General features: G+C 65.4%; 15 protein-coding genes and 1 pseudogene. 12 read left to right on the top strand and 4 right to left on the bottom strand.

Annotated elements, in window-relative coordinates; all coding sequences use genetic code 11:
- The first annotated feature begins 18 nt into the window (after positions 1 to 18).
- The 11 genes and pseudogenes from ACVIGA_RS25595 to ACVIGA_RS25545 all read left to right on the top strand — a co-directional run bounded on the left by ACVIGA_RS25595 (position 19) and on the right by ACVIGA_RS25545 (position 10,016).
- A pseudogene (locus ACVIGA_RS25595) lies at positions 19 to 709 on the top strand (RNA polymerase sigma factor).
- A gap of 94 nt (positions 710 to 803) precedes the next feature.
- A complete protein-coding gene (locus ACVIGA_RS25590) occupies positions 804 to 1,325 on the top strand; it encodes a DUF4142 domain-containing protein (RefSeq protein WP_456668458.1) in 522 nt (173 codons plus the stop codon).
- Between the two features lie 11 nt (positions 1,326 to 1,336).
- Positions 1,337 to 1,657, top strand: a complete 321-nt coding sequence (locus ACVIGA_RS25585) for a cupredoxin domain-containing protein (RefSeq protein WP_456668457.1) — start codon at positions 1,337 to 1,339, stop codon at positions 1,655 to 1,657.
- Between the two features lie 94 nt (positions 1,658 to 1,751).
- On the top strand, positions 1,752 to 2,114 hold the full coding sequence (locus tag ACVIGA_RS25580) for a nuclear transport factor 2 family protein (protein ID WP_456668456.1): 363 nt from the start codon (positions 1,752 to 1,754) through the stop codon (positions 2,112 to 2,114).
- Positions 2,115 to 2,375: 261 nt separating this feature from the next.
- Positions 2,376 to 3,173: a helix-turn-helix transcriptional regulator gene (locus ACVIGA_RS25575; protein WP_456668455.1), complete on the top strand. Its 798-nt coding sequence runs from the start codon at positions 2,376 to 2,378 to the stop codon at positions 3,171 to 3,173.
- 107 nt (positions 3,174 to 3,280) lie between these two features.
- Positions 3,281 to 4,450 carry a cytochrome P450 gene (locus ACVIGA_RS25570; protein ID WP_456668454.1) on the top strand — a complete coding sequence of 390 codons (1,170 nt, stop codon included), beginning with the start codon at positions 3,281 to 3,283 and terminating at the stop codon, positions 4,448 to 4,450.
- A 229-nt stretch (positions 4,451 to 4,679) separates the two neighbouring features.
- Positions 4,680 to 5,075, top strand: a complete 396-nt coding sequence (locus ACVIGA_RS25565; RefSeq protein WP_456668453.1) for a DUF5132 domain-containing protein — start codon at positions 4,680 to 4,682, stop codon at positions 5,073 to 5,075.
- A gap of 140 nt (positions 5,076 to 5,215) precedes the next feature.
- Positions 5,216 to 5,773, top strand: a complete 558-nt coding sequence (locus ACVIGA_RS25560) for an HMA2 domain-containing protein (RefSeq protein WP_456668452.1) — start codon at positions 5,216 to 5,218, stop codon at positions 5,771 to 5,773.
- Positions 5,774 to 5,799: 26 nt separating this feature from the next.
- Positions 5,800 to 7,917, top strand: coding sequence for a heavy metal translocating P-type ATPase (locus ACVIGA_RS25555; protein ID WP_456668451.1), 2,118 nt, complete (start codon positions 5,800 to 5,802; stop codon positions 7,915 to 7,917).
- Entirely contained in the window at positions 7,914 to 8,753 is an 840-nt protein-coding gene (locus ACVIGA_RS25550) for an EcsC family protein (RefSeq protein ID WP_456668450.1), read from the top strand. Before ACVIGA_RS25555 ends, ACVIGA_RS25550 begins: the two co-directional genes overlap by 4 nt.
- A gap of 30 nt (positions 8,754 to 8,783) precedes the next feature.
- Positions 8,784 to 10,016 (top strand): DUF445 domain-containing protein, encoded by a 1,233-nt coding sequence (locus tag ACVIGA_RS25545; protein WP_456668449.1) that lies wholly within the window; start codon positions 8,784 to 8,786, stop codon positions 10,014 to 10,016.
- A 16-nt stretch (positions 10,017 to 10,032) separates the two neighbouring features.
- Here ACVIGA_RS25545 and ACVIGA_RS25540 read toward each other — a convergent pair whose 3' ends face one another.
- The 4 genes from ACVIGA_RS25540 to ACVIGA_RS25525 all read right to left on the bottom strand — a co-directional run bounded on the left by ACVIGA_RS25540 (position 10,033) and on the right by ACVIGA_RS25525 (position 13,601).
- The gene (locus ACVIGA_RS25540; protein ID WP_456668448.1) at positions 10,033 to 10,227 is read right to left on the bottom strand and encodes a hypothetical protein; all 195 of its coding nucleotides are present in this window, start codon (positions 10,225 to 10,227) and stop codon (positions 10,033 to 10,035) included.
- Between the two features lie 5 nt (positions 10,228 to 10,232).
- The gene (locus ACVIGA_RS25535; protein WP_456668447.1) at positions 10,233 to 11,336 is read right to left on the bottom strand and encodes a hypothetical protein; all 1,104 of its coding nucleotides are present in this window, start codon (positions 11,334 to 11,336) and stop codon (positions 10,233 to 10,235) included.
- Between the two features lie 129 nt (positions 11,337 to 11,465).
- Positions 11,466 to 12,395, bottom strand: a complete 930-nt coding sequence (locus tag ACVIGA_RS25530; protein ID WP_456668446.1) for a dihydrodipicolinate synthase family protein — start codon at positions 12,393 to 12,395, stop codon at positions 11,466 to 11,468.
- 39 nt (positions 12,396 to 12,434) lie between these two features.
- Positions 12,435 to 13,601 (bottom strand): NADH:flavin oxidoreductase/NADH oxidase, encoded by a 1,167-nt coding sequence (locus tag ACVIGA_RS25525; protein ID WP_456668445.1) that lies wholly within the window; start codon positions 13,599 to 13,601, stop codon positions 12,435 to 12,437.
- A 246-nt stretch (positions 13,602 to 13,847) separates the two neighbouring features.
- Here ACVIGA_RS25525 and ACVIGA_RS25520 point away from each other — a divergent pair, with 246 nt between their 5' ends.
- The gene (locus ACVIGA_RS25520) at positions 13,848 to 14,867 is read left to right on the top strand and encodes an LLM class flavin-dependent oxidoreductase (protein WP_456668444.1); all 1,020 of its coding nucleotides are present in this window, start codon (positions 13,848 to 13,850) and stop codon (positions 14,865 to 14,867) included.
- Positions 14,868 to 15,146: the final 279 nt, after the last annotated feature.

Below are 15,146 nucleotides of genomic sequence, written 5' to 3'. Positions count from 1 at the left end.
AGTGAGGGCGAGCCCGCCATGCGCCAGGCCCATGTAACATCCCTGCCACCGATCCGCTCAGGCGATGCCGAGCTCGTGCAGCGCGCGCTCGCCCGCGACGAGGCTGCGATCCGCGCCATCATGCAGGCGAACAATCGCCGGCTGTTCCGGCTGGCGCGCGGCATCCTCCGCAACGACAACGAGGCCGAGGATGTGGTTCAGGGACGCCTATGTGCGCGCCTTCACCCATCTGGACCAGTTCCGGGGCGACTCCAGCCTCTCGACCTGGCTGTCGCGGATCGCGATGAACGAGGCGCTCGGCCGCCTGCGCAGCAAGCGCGCAAGCGTGGAATGGTCCGAGCTGCCGAAAGGCGCCGTTGAAGCCCAAATCATCCCGTTCCCGCTGTCGTCAGCGGACGATCCGGAAAAATCCATGGCCCAGCGCGAAATCCAGCATGTCGTCGAGCACGCAATCGACGAGCTGCCCGAGGCGTTCCGCCTCGTGTTCATCACCCGTGTGATCGAGGGCATGAATGTCGAGGAGACCGCTGATATCCTCGGCCTCAAGCCGGAGACCGTGAAGACCCGCCTGCACCGCGCCCGGACCATGCTGCGCGACAATGTCGAGCGGAAGATCGGCCCCATCGTGATGGAGGCGTTTCCGTTCGCAGGCCGGCGCTGCGAGCGATTGACCGAGGCGGTCCTGAAACGGCTCGGCGTCACAGCATAGATTTTTGGGAACCTCTGGCTATCAGCACCATCCAACTCCTGTGCAAGCAACGACGTGCCGTGCGCTACGCCCGGCTCAACAGGAGTGTCAAACCATGTTCGTTCGATTGAGCATCGCGGTCGCCGCGCTCGGCGTTCTCACCGGCGCTGCGCTGGCCCAGGGCGCAAAGCTGACCGATCCACAGATCGCGCACATCGCCTATACGGCGGGCGTGATCGACATCAATGCAGCCAAGCAGGCGGAGAGCAAAGCATCCAACAAGGACGTCAAGGCGTTCGCCAAGGACATGGCGCGCGACCATGAGGCGGTGAACAAGCAGGCGCTCGACCTCGTCAAGAAGCTGAAGGTGACGCCGGAGGACAACGACACCAGCAAGGCGCTGTCGAAGCAGGCGGCCGACAAGCTCGCCGAACTCGGCAAGCTGAAGAGCACCGCCTACGACAAGGCCTATATCGACAACGAGGTCGCCTACCACAAGACCGTCAACACCGCGCTGGAGACGCAGTTGATCCCGTCGGCCAGCAATCCCGAGCTGAAGAGCCTGCTGCAGACCGGCCTGAAGATCTTCCAGGGCCACGAGCAGCATGCCGAACATGTTGCGGCGGGCATGAAGTAGGGAGACGCGCGATGTCGCCCGGACGCTATCTCGCAACGCTCGCTTTATTCGCGCTCGGCGCGATGGCTGTCCCGGCGCATGCAGCCACCATCCAGATCGTGATGGAGAATATGGTGATCTCGCCGGCCGAGGTATCGGCCAAGGTCGGCGACACCATCGAATGGGTCAACAAGGACGTATTGGCGCACACCGCCACGGCGAAGAACGGCGACTTCGACGTGACGATTGCACCGAAGAAGACGGTCAGGTCGGTTCTGACCAAAGCCGGTACCGTCGACTATTACTGCCGCTTCCACCCCAACATGAAGGCGGTGCTGACCATCGCGCCATAGCTCGCACGATGACCTGCGAGGTAATCGATCGGCGCACGCGAACCCTCGATAGTCCGGACAGCCGCACCGTCCGGCACATCAGAAGGAGAGCACCATGACCGACCACACCACCATCGCCCGCCGTTATATCGAGCTCTGGAACGAGCGGATGCCGAGCCGGCGGCGCGAGATGCTGAGCGAGAACTGGACCGCCGATGCGCGCTATGTCGATCCGATGATGAGCGGCGACGGCCATGACGGCGTCGACGCGCTGATCGCGGGCGTGCAGCAGAAGTTTCCGGATTTCACCTTCAAGCTGATCGGCGAACCGAACGGCTTCGGCGACCATGTCCGCTTCTCCTGGGGCCTCGGGCCCGACGGCGTCGACAGCCCGATCAAGGGCACTGATTTCGCCACGTTGAAGGACGGCCGGATCAGGAGCATCACCGGCTTCCTCGACCAGGTGCCGGGCGCCTGAGGCGGCAGTTCCCCGTCGCGCGTCCTTCGCGGCGCGGAACGTACCTCTAACCACGTCATTCCGGGGCTCGCGCAGCGAGAGCCCGGAATCCATCGGGCTACGAACTCTATGGTGGGATGGATTCCGGGCTCGACGCTGCGCGTCGCCCCGGAATGACGAAAGGATAGAGCCGCGCTGCTGGATACCCCAATAGCCAGAACCGCGACGCTTCCACGCCGGCCACCTCGCTGCTAGTCTTCCCGAAACACAGGGAGGACGCCAATGAAGGCAGATTTCGCCTTCAAGACTTCGGTCGTCAGCGACATCACGCCGGCGCTGCTGGCGATCGGCCGCGACGGCTTTCCGCAAGCCCTGATCGGCGCGCTGCGCCGCGTCGCCGGTGTCGGTCACTGCATGGTGTTTTCGTTCACGGGCCCGCGGTCCGCTGCGTGCCTGCTCGACGTCGGCAACATCCCGACCGGGCGCGACCTCGGGATCGCCTATTCCGAGCATTTCCATCAGGCCGACCCGAACCGCGATGCGGTGTTCGAGGGGCAGGCGCAGGCCGTGCCGATCATGCTGCCGAACTTTGCCCGGCGGATGTACAGCGACGGCTACCGCAAGATTTTCTTCGACGATTCCGACATCGTCGACAAGTTCGCCTCTGCGATCTGGACCGGCGACACCTGCTTCTATGTCAATTTCTACCAGATCACCTCACAAGGCCGCTTCAGCCGCGAGCAGATCGCGCGCCTCGCCGCGGTCGCGCCCGCGTTGACCGCAGCGGTGGCGCGGCACTTCCAGCGCGACCCGGCAGCGGATGCCGATCCGATCGCGCGGCTGAAGACCCTGTTTGCAACCGTCGAGCCGCTCGCCAGACTGACCGGCCGCGAGAAAGAGGTGTGCCTGGGCATCCTCTCGGGCCTCAGCTCGGAAGCGATCGCCGCCGAGCTCGGCATCGGGCTGCACTCCGCCCTCACCTATCGCAAGCGCGCCTATGACAAGCTCGGCATCTCCTCGCAGAACGAGCTGTTCGCGATCGCCCTGCGCCTGATGGCATCGGCACGCCGGCTGAACTGAGGAACCTTAAGCGGCCATCTCCCGCTGTCCCCAACGGTGGGGACAGACCGGTCGCGCCTGCCGGCCTATGCTTGGTTCGAAACCTGAAGCCAACCTGAGATCACGTCGTGAGCACCGCTCCCCATTTCGACATCGATGTCCCCGCCTTCTGGCAGGATCCCTATCCGACGCTGGCGCGCATGCGCAAGGAGGCGCCGATCGCCTTCGTGCCGCAGCTCGGCAGCACGTTGCTGTGCAACCGCGACGACATCTTCGTCTCCGAGAAGCAGATCGACGTGTTCTCATCGCACCAGCCCGAGGGGCTGATGAACAAGCTGATGGGCCACAACATGATGCGCAAGGACGGCGATGCGCACATGAACGAGCGCAAGGCGATCTTCCCGGCGGTCTCGCCGAAGACGGTGCGATCGCACTGGACCGCACTGTTCGCCGGACACGCGAGCCGCATCCTCGACGAGTTGACGCCGGACGGCATGGTCGATTTCGTGCAGGCCTTCGCGCTGCCTTTCTCGGCCGAATGCCTGAAATCGATCACCGGTCTCACCAACATGCGCTTCCAGGACATGAACGCCTGGTCGCAGGGCATGATCGACGGCATCGCCAACTACACCGGCGATCCCGCGATCGAGGCGCGCTGCCATGCGGCTACCTCGGGCATCGATGCCGCGATCGACAACATGGTCCCCAGGCTGCGCAAGACGCCCGACCTCAGCCTGCTCGGCGTGCTGCTGCAGACCGACATGCCGATGGAGAGCGTGCGCGCCAACATCAAACTGGCGATCTCGGGCGGCCAGAACGAACCGCGCGACGCGATCGCCGGCACAGTGTGGGCGCTCCTGACCCACCCGGACCAGCTTGCGCTGGCTGTGAGCGGCGCGATCCCGTGGCTGCAGGTGTTCGAGGAGTATGCGCGCTGGATCTCGCCGATCGGGATGTCGCCGCGGCGGATCGCAAAGCCCTGGACGATCAGGGACGTTGCATTCGAGACCAACGAGCGCGTGTTCCTGATGTTCGGCTCGGCCAATCGCGACGAAAGGCATTTCGCCAAGCCTGATGCATTCGACGTGCGCCGCGACGCCAGCAAGAGCATCGCGTTCGGCGCCGGTCCGCATTTCTGCGCCGGCGCCTGGGCCTCGCGCGCCATGGTCGCCGACGTCGCGCTGCCAGCGATCTTCGAGAGGCTGACGAATCTGCGCCTGATCGCGGACAAACCGCCCCGGATCGGCGGCTGGGCGTTCCGCGGCCTGCTGGATTTGCCGGTGACCTGGGACCGGTAGAACGCGTCGCCGTCTGCCCTTGCACAGACACATCGAGACATGAAAAGGGCCCGCTGAGGCCTGCCACCCCATTCGGGCGCTACCCCGATCGCCAAATACGCGCCTGTTGCGTTGCGACACCGTGCCGCCGCAACCGGTCGGACGCCTGTAATCAAACTGTCACGAATCCATTTCAATCCGCCGTTATTGATGAAACTGCAGTCAGTTGAGCGGTCACAAGGGATTTCAGATGAACCCGAACACCAACGGTAGCAGTCACGATACCGCCTTCCACCATGACGCCCCCGAACAGGATTCCGAGGAAGGCGGCGGCATCAACAAGACGGTCGCGGTCGTCGCGGCGGTGGCTGTCGGTGCTGCCGTGTTCGAAGCTGCCTTGCTCCCGGGACTTGCGCTTGGCGTTGCCGCAGTCGCGGCGCCGAAATACCTGCCGAAGCTCGCCGGCGCCCTCAATCCGCTATTCAAGTCCACCGTTCGCGGCACCTACAAGTTCGCACAGAAGTCGCGCGAGATGTTTGCCGAAGCCCACGAGCAGGTGAACGACATCGTTGCGGAAGTGAAGGCCGAAAACCAGGCGCAGGAAGGCAAGGCGACGGCTGAGGGCCGGGCTTCGTCGGCGGCCTGAACCGGGTCCGACCGGTAGCTGCAAGGCGGTGAAGCGCGGCGACGACCGACCTTGCGACGCCGCCACGGCGCACAATCGTGTTCGACGACGGTATCATTCGCGTCCCCGCGCCGGCGCTGGAACGCTGTGAGAGGAATGCGATGACCAAGATGAAGCTGCAGATCGCGCATCAGGTTCCGGGCCGGATTCGCATGAAGGTGCCGTCGGCCAAGGAAAATCCCGAGCTTCTCGAACAGATCAAGCAGACCTTCAGCGTCATTCCCGGCATCGAGGACGTCATCGTCAACCCGGCGACCGGCAGCATCGTGCTGCACTACGACACCGACCGGCACGACGAATTTCACGGCCGGCTGGAGCATCACACCGGCGGCCACTACAAGCCGCCGGCCAATGAAATCGACGCGCTGGCGACAAAGATCGAGCAGGAAGCCGAGTACCTCGCCGAGCATTCGCATACGGCGAGGGTCGTCGTCGATTTCTTCAAGGATCTCGACAGCGGGATCAAGGTCGCCACCGGAAACGTGGTCGATCTGAAGATCCTGCTCGCCGCGGGCATCGCCGGCTTCACCATCTTCGAGGTCGGCGCCAATGCGGCGACGCCGGTTTGGGTCACGCTGGCGATCTTTGCCCTCAACCACATGATCCAGGCCAACATGGCTGCCGCGGAGCAGGCGGAGCCGGCAGGCGCGACGGCCTGACCCGTCAGGGGCGAGAGCGCAAATTCATGGATTTCAGTTTCTGCCACTCCATGCCGGGGCGCATTCGTCTGAGCATCCCCGCGCTCGGGCAAAACCGCAAGCTGGGCGAGATCTGCCTCGGGTGGCTGCGGGCACAGGACGGCATCAGGACCGCGCGGATCAACTACGACTGCGCCAGCCTCGTGCTGGAATACGATCCGGCCCACGAGCCAAGACTGCTCGCCCTGCTGAACGGCTTCAAGAGCATGAGCCTGGCCGACGTCAAGGCGCTCTGCGCCGGCGCCGCGCAGGACACAGGCACGCCACGCGCCGGCGTGCCGGAGGTCTCCAAGCGCTCACCGCTGGCGCTGCCGACGCTGTCGCTGTTCATGGCCTTCAGCGCCAATCCCGTGATCGCGGCGGTCAACATACCGCTGATGCTGTGGAATGCGATCCCAATCGCCAAGCGCGCCTGGAAGGTCTGGGCGAACGAGAGCCGGCTCAACATCGACGTGCTCGATACGCTCGCGATCACAGCCTCGGTGCTGCAGGGCAACCCGCTGGCCGGCTGCATCGTCACCTGGCTGATCAAGCTCGGCGACTGGATCCGTGACCTCACCGCTGCGGGCTCGCGGCGGGCGATCGATGAGCTGCTCGAATTCCAGTCGAAGACGGCCTGGTTGCTGCGCGACGGCGAGGTGGTGTCGATCCTCGCTGCCGAGCTGCAGAACGGCGACATCGTCGTGGTGTATCCCGGCGAGATGATCCCGGTCGACGGCGAGATCATCGACGGCTCCGCCACCATCGACCAGAAGACGATCACCGGCGAGGGCCTGCCGGTGCATCGCGGCAAGGGCGAAGCCGCCTTCGCCGCCACGGTGATCCGCGAGGGCCAGATCACGTTGCGTGCCCTGCGCGTCGGAGCCGCGACCACGGCCGGCCAGATCGTGCGACTGATCGAATCCGCGCCGATCGGCGACACCCGCATGCAGAACCATGCCGAGCGCTTCGCCGACCGGCTCGTGGCCCCGACCTTGGCGCTCGCCACCGGCACCGCCATGGTCTCGGGCGATTTCAATCGCTTCCTCTCGCTGGTCATCGTCGACTACGGCACCGGCATCCGCGTTGCTGCACCCACCTCGGTGCTGTCCTCGATGACGCTGGCCGCCCGCACCGGCATGATCATCAAAAGCGGCGGCCACATGGAGAAGCTCGCCGGGATCGACACCATGGTGTTCGACAAGACCGGCACGCTGACCCACGGCACACCCGCCGTCATCGACGTGATCTCCTACCAGAACTCGATCACGCCGAACCACCTGCTCGGGCTCGCCGCCGCTGCCGAGACCAAGCTGCAACATCCGGTCGCGGAAGCGTTGCGGACGCGGGCCCGGCAGCTCGCGGTGAACATCCCGCCCTGCAACGAGACCACCTACCGCCTCGGCCTCGGCGTCGAGGGCCAGGTCAACGGCTATTACGTCCATGTCGGCAACCAGCGCTTCATGCGCCAGAGCCAGATCGCCGTCGACGCCTCGGCGCTCGATCGCGCAGCGCTCGACGAGCGCGGCTACTCGAGCCTCTATATCGCCGTGGACGGCAAGCTCGCGGGCCTCGTGCCTTACTCCGACGAGATCCGCGAGGAGAGCCGTTCGGTGATCCAGCGGCTGCATGCGCTGGGCGTCAAGAACAGCATCATGCTGACCGGCGACAATGCGGTGGTGGCGCGCGCCGTCTGCGAGAATCTCGGACTCACCGAGCACTTCGCGGACATGCTGCCGGCCGACAAGGCCGATGTCATCCAGCAGCTGCAACGGCAGGGGCGCAGGGTCGCGATGGTCGGCGACGGCATCAACGATTCTCCCGCGCTCAGCTTCGCCGACGTCGGCATCGCGATGAAGCACGGCGCCGAGGTCACGCACGAATCCGCCGATGTCATCCTGATGGAAGATTCGCTCTGGAAGCTCGTCAAGGCGGTCGAGATCTCGCAAGGCGCCGTCAGCCTCATCAAGCAGAACTACGCCATCGTCGCCGCGCTCAACACGCTGGCGCTTGGCCTTGCCCTGCCGGGCGGCCTGATCACGCCCGAGGTGACCGCGCTGATCAGCAACGGCTCGGCGATCCTTGCGAGCTTCAACGGCATACGGCCAATCCTCCGCTATCAATGAGCCAGGATCTCACCCAACTCCTTGCACTTCCTCCCGGCGATCACGCCGCGCTACAAGCCGCCGTCAAGACGCTGGAGAGCTCCAACCTCGCGGCAAGGATCGCCGACTATGCCGGCGTCCCGGTCAATCGCGTCCTCAACCTGCTGCCGAAGGCCGCCAGCCGCCAGCTCAGCGGGCTGGTGCGCACGGCGGTCATGAAGGGGCTGGAAGTTGCCGTCGACACGCTCGACGAGAAGCCGCCGCCTTCACCGGCGGTGACCTTCTCGTCGTTTCTCGCCGGGGTGACCGGAGGCGTCAGCGGCCTGTTCGGCTTCGGTGCGCTCGCGGTCGAGCTTCCCTTGACGACGACATTGATGCTGCGCGCGATTGCCGAGATCGCGCGGCACCAGGGCGAGGATCTCTCAAAGATCGAGGCACGGCTCGCCTGTCTCGAAGTCTTCGCCTACGGCACCAAGCGAACCGACGAGAATGTAGACATCGGCTACTACGCCGCCCGCGCGCTGATCAGCAAATACACCAGCGACGCGGCCGCCTATATCCTGGAGCGCGGCGCGGTGGATGCATCCGCCCCCGTGATCTCCAATCTGGTCAGCGAAATCGTCTCCCGGTTCGGGCTGGTGGTCTCGGACAAGGCCGCAGCCGGCGCGGTACCGATCATCGGCGCAGCGTTCGGCGCCACCGTCAACGTCATCTTCATGGACCATTTCCAGAAGATCGCGAAGGGGCACTTCACCGTGCGCCGGCTGGAGCGGCTCCATGGCAGCGCCGACGTTCGCCAACATTATGCGGCGATCGCGGCGAGGCTCGCGCCGCGGCGCGGCGTTGCGACGGCATGAGGCGTTTGGCAGCAATTGGACATCGGCGCCGTGCTTCCCCCTGAGGACACCAGGCTGCGCGACCTTCGTCGCATGCGGGCCCTCGCCACGGGCCTGCTGGTGCTCATGCTGCTGGTTTTTCTGGCGACCTCGATGGCGCAACCGCACTGGCCGTGGCTGGCCTATCCGCGCGCCTTCGCCGAAGCCGGCATGATCGGCGCCTGCGCCGACTGGTTCGCGGTCGTCGCGCTGTTTCGGCATCCGCTCGGCATCCCGATTCCGCACACCGCGATCGTTCCGCAGAGCAAGCAGCGCATCGCGGTGGCGCTGGGCCGCTTCATCGCCAACAACTTCCTGTCGCCGCGCGTGATCGGCGACCGCATCCGCGACGTCGATATCGCCGGTTGGGCGGCGCAATGGATCGAGCGGCCGTCGCACGCCCGCAGCGCCGCGCAACGCACGGTCTCGGCAGCCCATCAGGCCCTGCAGGCCACGCCGAGCGCCGACCTCAATGCCTTTCTGACCCGACGCACCCGGCAGGGGATCGCAGCGGTTCCGGTGGCTCCGCTCGCCTCCCGCGTGCTGGCGCTGTTGTGGGCGCATGGTGACGCGCAGGCCCTCGTCGAGCGCATGATCACATCGGCAAGCGTGGCGCTCGCCAACAACAAGGAAACCATCCGCAAGAAGGTCTCGCAGCGCTCCTATCGGTTCGTGCCGAAATGGGTCGACGGCATGGTGGCCGACCGCGTCATCTCCGGCATCGGCCAGACGCTCGACGAGATGCGCGAGCCGGACCATCCCTGGCGGATCGAACTCAAGGCCGAGATCGAGCGTCTGATCGACCGGCTCGCCACCGATCCCGACTACCTCGCCAAAGGCGAGGAGCTGAAGCAGCAGATGCTCGACAATCCCGCGGTGATCCGGCAGATCGACGCAATGTGGCAGGCCATCGAGGCGCGGCTGAACTCGGCTGCGACCTCGGCCGCGATCGCTGACGCCATCGAAACCGCCCTGATCTCGGTTGCCGCACGGGTCCGTGACGATGCCGAGATGCGCGATCGCATCAACCGCTGGCTTCGCGTGGCCGCGTTGCGGGCGGTTGCATCGCGACGCCAGGAGATCGCGGCCTTCATCCGCAAGGTGGTCGAGAACTGGGACACCGAAACGCTGATCATGCGGATCGAGTTGCAGGTCGGGCGCGATCTGCAATTCATCCGGATCAACGGAACTGTCGTCGGAGGGCTGGTCGGCCTGCTGATCTTCTCCGTCTCGCGCTGGCTGTAGCGCGGTCCGATGCAGGTCAAGGAAAACGAATGCGCAGCAGCGGCAATTGCTGCAGCCTGTCGAGCAGGCGCACCATCTGGCCTGCAGCCAGGCTGAGGCAGCCGAGCATGAAATGGCGGCGGGTCAAGCCGCGCGCGCGATCCGCGAATTCCAGGCGCTGGAGACGCGGTTCGGGAGCAGTGTGCACACGCAGGGCGGGAAGCGTCGTCATAGGCATCAGCCGATCGGAATGCGGATTTCCGGCGCCGTGGTCATCTGCTCGATCGTGTTGTCGAACGACAGGCAATCCGGGTTCTCACCCGGCATCCGGCGCAGCGTCTCGGCGAACTCCTCCTGCTCGAGCAGGAACGAGCGGCCGTCGCGCAGGCGGGCATAGGCCGCCCAGGGAACGAATTTGGTGAACGGAAACGAAAATCCCTCGCGCGGCGATACGTCGATATTCAGACCGGAGACGAACAGCACGTTCTTGGTCTGAAACGCCGGCTCACGCAGAATGCTCCGGTAGGTGCGATCGAACTCGGCCTGGGTGACGAAGCGGGCGGCATCCAATGCAGGATGCCGCGAGGTCACCAGCGCCGGCATGACAGGCGCGAGCGCCGCCTCGAGAATGTCATGGCCCTCGGGACCTTCGGCGAGCGCACGGCGGAAGTGAAACAGATCGGGTGACAGCGCCGTGCCGATCGGCGCGATTGTCTCGCCAAAGCAGGCTTCACCGAGCCGTTCGCGAATCGCTGCACTTGCGCGAAAAACCTTTGACGTGCTCAGCACGCTCAGCGGCTGACCCGGCGTCTCGACCATGCGGTCGAGCCGCAGAAAGACCCCTTCGCTGCGGCTGTCGTCGAGATAGTGATTGTCGATCCGGAACACCGGCTCGCCATTGAACCGGCCGCATTGCACTTGCTTACAGGCATGCGCGTACTCGTCCTCATACCAGCGCAGCACGCCGCAGAGCTTGCCGCAGCAATCCCCAAACCTGCAGTCGTCGGTGCGGTGGCGCTGATAGACGCCGAAGCGGCCATCATCGGGATTGTAGCCGACATGGCTGGCCTGGATCAGCACCAGGTCCTCGCCGTGATGGGCAAAGGGTCCGTGGCGGTTGATCGCGACCTTGCCGCCGACCCGCCCATGGTCGAACGGAAAGGTTCCGAAGTGCTGGGCCAGCAGCATGACCGGATAGCCCTGGCTCTCGTCGGAGCAGAAGGCGCGTGACGGCAGCATCTGCTGCCGCTCAAAGCCGAGCGACCGGCAATAGTTGTAGAGCCGCGGAACGAAATGGCCGTAGCGCATCGCAAAACGACCAACCCGGAAGGTTTCGATCATCCCGCTGCCGCCCGACCGCTCCGACCAATCCAGAGTGCACGCGGGGCGCACGTCCCCGCTTCCCTTAACCGACGGAACGGTAGATGGCCTTGTTGACGGTTATGTGAACATAACGGCCGGGTGGCGCGCTCAGCGCCCCCAGCGCAGCACGACCGGATCGAGCGAGCGCGCGATCTCGATCAGGCCTGCGCGCGTCGCCGGATGCAGCGGTTGCAACGGGTGCCGCACCGTGTCCGACTTGATGACGCCGCCCTCGCGCATCAGCACCTTGCAGGCCTGCAGCCCGCATTGGCGGTTCTCATAGTTGATCAGCGGCAGCCAGCGCGCATAGGCCTGCACGGCCTCGTCGCGGCGGCCGGCGAAGAACGGATCCATGATCTGACGGATGCCGTCGGGATAGCCGCCGCCGGTCATCGCACCGGTGGCGCCGGCATCGAGATCGGCCATCAGCGTGATCGCCTCCTCGCCGTCCCACGGTCCCTCGATCACGCTGCCGCCCTTCTCGATCAGGCCGCGCAGCTTGTTCGCGGCCATCGGCACCTCGATCTTGAAATACCTGACATTGGCGAGCTCCTTCGCCATCCGCGCCAGGAAGTCCACCGAGAGCGGCGTGCCCGCGACCGGCGCGTCCTGGATCATGATCGGGATGTTGATGGCATCCGACACCACCCGATAGAACTCGTAGATGCCCGGCTCACCGACGCGGAAGGTCGCGCCGTGATAGGGCGGCATGATCATCACCATCGCAGCACCCGCGGCTTCCGCCTCGCGGCTGCGCGCGGCGCACACCGCCGAGGAGAAATGCGTGGTGGTGACGATCACGGGAATGCGGCCTGCGACGTGCTCGAGCACCGCATGCATCACGGTCTCGCGCTCGGCATCGGTCAGCACGAACTGCTCGGAGAAGTTGGCGAGGATGCAGATGCCGTGCGAGCCGGCATCGATCATGAAGTCGATGCAGCGCCGCTGTCCGTCGAGGTCGAGGTTGCCGCCGGCATCGAAGATGGTCGGCGCCACCGGGAACACGCCGCGATAGGGACGCTGTGCCGAAATCGTCATGTCAAATCCTCCCTGATGATCTGTCGCAGCTTGATCTTGTCACACCTTGCGGAACGGCAGCGGCGGACCTTCCAGCCTGCGCAGGCCCGGCTCGCGCCGCTCCAGCCACCAACCATACTGCTTCGGCCAGGACGCGAACACCTCGCCGCCTCCACCGCCAAGCGCAAGCTCGGCATGCAGCGGCCAGTTCGGATCGAACAGCGCCTCGCGGCCGATCGCGACCAGATCGGCCTGGCCGCCCGCGAGGATATCTTCCGCCTGCTGCGGATGCAGGATCAGGCCGACCGCGATGGTGGCGACCTCGGCGGCGCGCCGGATTTCCTCCGCATACGGCACCTGGAAGCCATAGCCGCGCGGAATCCGCGCCGCGGTTGCCGAGCCGAGCAGGCCGCCCGACGAGCAGTCGATCAGATCGGCGCCGCGCGCCTTGGCTTCGCGCGCGAATGCGATCTGATCTTCAAGCGTCAGGCCGCCATCGACACCGTCGACCGAGGAGATGCGCACCGCCAGCGGCCGCTCGGCGGGCCAAGCGGCGCGCACGGTCTCGATGATCTCGAGCGGATAGCGCATCCGTCCGGCGCGGTCGGCGCCATAGGCGTCGCTGCGGCGGTTCGACAGTGGCGAGAGGAATTCGTGCAGGAGATAGCCATGCGCGCAATGCACCTCGACGAATTCGAAGCCGGCCTCCACCGCACGCAGGGTGGCGCGGCGCCATTGCTCGCGCAACGTGGCGAGCTCGGCCACATCGAGCGCGTGCGGCATCAGCCAGCCTTGCTCCATCGGGACCGCGCTCGGCGCAACGGTCCGCCACGGCAGATCGCCACGGGCGCGGTCGGCTTCGTCGAGTGCGGCATTGCCGTACCAGGGGCGCTGCATGCTGGCCTTGCGGCCGGCATGCGCGAGCTGGATCGAGGGCACCGCGCCGTTGTCCTTCAGGAACGCGGCGATGCGCTCGAGCGGCGCGATCTGCTCGTCGTTCCAGATGCCGACATCGCCATGGGTAATGCGGCCCTCCGCGGTGACCGCCGCGGCCTCGACCATCACGAGCCCGGCGCCGCCCTGGGCGAATTTACCAAGATGAACAAGATGCCAGTCATTGGCGAGGCCGTCGGTCGCCGAATACTGGCACATCGGCGAAATCAGGATGCGGTTTCGGGAGGTCACGCCGCGAAGCGTGATCGGCTGAAACAGAAACGGCTGCGACATCGGGTCCTGCGGAAACGTGGTGGCGGGAGAACGGCGGCGGAAAACTAGGCGGCGCGCGAGCTGATCGCAAGCCGCACTGTAGCGCGGGCGGCAAGACCAGCGCGCATGCAGCGCGTCCACGGCGGCGCGATCCGCAAAACCCGCAACGCGTGCCGCAGATATTTTCCCCGGTTGGTAAACATTTTCCGTCATCGGCGGGTCACGCCACCATTCGCAATTCGTACCTGATATGCCTACATTGCCGGCATGAAAAAAATCGGATTCCTCTCGTTCGGGCACTGGACGCCCTCCCCGCAATCCCAGGCCCGCTCGGCCGCGGATGTGCTGCTGCAATCGATCGACCTCGCGGTCGCCGCCGAAGAGCTCGGCGCGGATGGCGCGTATTTTCGCGTCCACCACTTCGCCCGCCAGTTGGCCTCGCCCTTCCCGCTGCTGGCAGCGGTCGGCGCGAAGACCAGCCGGATCGAAATCGGCACCGCCGTGATCGACATGCGCTACGAAAATCCGCTCTACATGATCGAGGACGCCGGCGCGGCCGACCTGATCGCGAGGGGACGTTTGCAACTCGGCATCAGCCGCGGCTCGCCCGAACAGGTGATCGATGGCTGGCGCTATTTCGGCTATCAGCCGGGCGAAGGCGAGACCGACGCCGACATGGGCCGCCGTCATGCCGAGATCTTCCTCGATATGCTGCGCGGACAAGGTTTTGCGCAGCCGAATCCGCGGCCGATGTTTCCCAATCCGCCCGGCATGCTGCGGCTCGAACCGCTCTCGGAAGGCCTGCGCGAGCGCATCTGGTGGGGCGCCGGTTCGAACGCCACCGCGGTCTGGGCGGCGAAGCTCGGGATGAGCCTGCAGAGCTCGACGCTGAAGAGCGACGAGACCGGCGAAGCCTTCCATATCCAACAGGCCGCGCAGATCCGGGCCTACCGCGCCGCATGGAAGGAGGCCGGCCACACCCGCGAGCCGCGGGTCTCGGTCAGCCGCAGCATCTTCGCGCTGGTCGACGATCGCGACCGCGCCTATTTCGGCAATGGGCAGGAGGAAGACCAGATCGGCTTCATCGACGAGCGGACGCGCGCGATCTTCGGCCGCGGCTACGCCGCCGAGCCGGACAAGCTGATCGAGCAGCTCAAGACAGACGAGGCGATCGCGGAGGCCGACACCCTGCTGCTGACGGTCCCCAATCAACTCGGCGTCGCCTACAACGCGCATGTGATCGAGAGCATCTTGGCTCACGTCGCACCCGCTATGGGATGGCGCTGATCACCACCGAAGGATGATGCAGCCTCGACCACTGCCGGCCGCTGTCACGTTCCGGCGGAACTCCGTTCTCAAACGCGGAGAACTACGGAAACATAAATGCGTGTTGTGAGAAGAACAGGTCGAGTACAGTTCGTTAGGCGCGCACGTTGCGTGAACAGACCGCCGTAATATCCCGGGATCATCGCGCGAGGCTCGTGCCGCGACGCGCGAACGATAAATGCGCACCCGATCAAAACAATCGCAAAGCGCGCGTCGTCTCAAATGAACGCGGGCAGATGC

This window comes from Bradyrhizobium sp. USDA 3240 (assembly GCF_054063295.1).
The sequence above is the reverse complement of the archived record's forward strand: the minus strand, read 5'-3'. Positions and strand labels throughout refer to the sequence as shown.

Coding starts and splice junctions, on each gene's coding strand:
- ACVIGA_RS25550 (WP_456668450.1), top strand. CDS start 7,914: ATGAGCCAGGATCTCACCCAACTCCTTGCACTTCCTCCCGGCGATCAC.
- ACVIGA_RS25555 (WP_456668451.1), top strand. CDS start 5,800: ATGGATTTCAGTTTCTGCCACTCCATGCCGGGGCGCATTCGTCTGAGC.
- ACVIGA_RS25560 (WP_456668452.1), top strand. CDS start 5,216: ATGACCAAGATGAAGCTGCAGATCGCGCATCAGGTTCCGGGCCGGATT.
- ACVIGA_RS25575 (WP_456668455.1), top strand. CDS start 2,376: ATGAAGGCAGATTTCGCCTTCAAGACTTCGGTCGTCAGCGACATCACG.
- ACVIGA_RS25580 (WP_456668456.1), top strand. CDS start 1,752: ATGACCGACCACACCACCATCGCCCGCCGTTATATCGAGCTCTGGAAC.
- ACVIGA_RS25565 (WP_456668453.1), top strand. CDS start 4,680: ATGAACCCGAACACCAACGGTAGCAGTCACGATACCGCCTTCCACCAT.
- ACVIGA_RS25535 (WP_456668447.1), bottom strand. CDS start 11,336: ATGATCGAAACCTTCCGGGTTGGTCGTTTTGCGATGCGCTACGGCCAT.
- ACVIGA_RS25525 (WP_456668445.1), bottom strand. CDS start 13,601: ATGTCGCAGCCGTTTCTGTTTCAGCCGATCACGCTTCGCGGCGTGACC.
- ACVIGA_RS25530 (WP_456668446.1), bottom strand. CDS start 12,395: ATGACGATTTCGGCACAGCGTCCCTATCGCGGCGTGTTCCCGGTGGCG.
- ACVIGA_RS25540 (WP_456668448.1), bottom strand. CDS start 10,227: ATGACGACGCTTCCCGCCCTGCGTGTGCACACTGCTCCCGAACCGCGT.
- ACVIGA_RS25520 (WP_456668444.1), top strand. CDS start 13,848: ATGAAAAAAATCGGATTCCTCTCGTTCGGGCACTGGACGCCCTCCCCG.
- ACVIGA_RS25590 (WP_456668458.1), top strand. CDS start 804: ATGTTCGTTCGATTGAGCATCGCGGTCGCCGCGCTCGGCGTTCTCACC.
- ACVIGA_RS25585 (WP_456668457.1), top strand. CDS start 1,337: ATGTCGCCCGGACGCTATCTCGCAACGCTCGCTTTATTCGCGCTCGGC.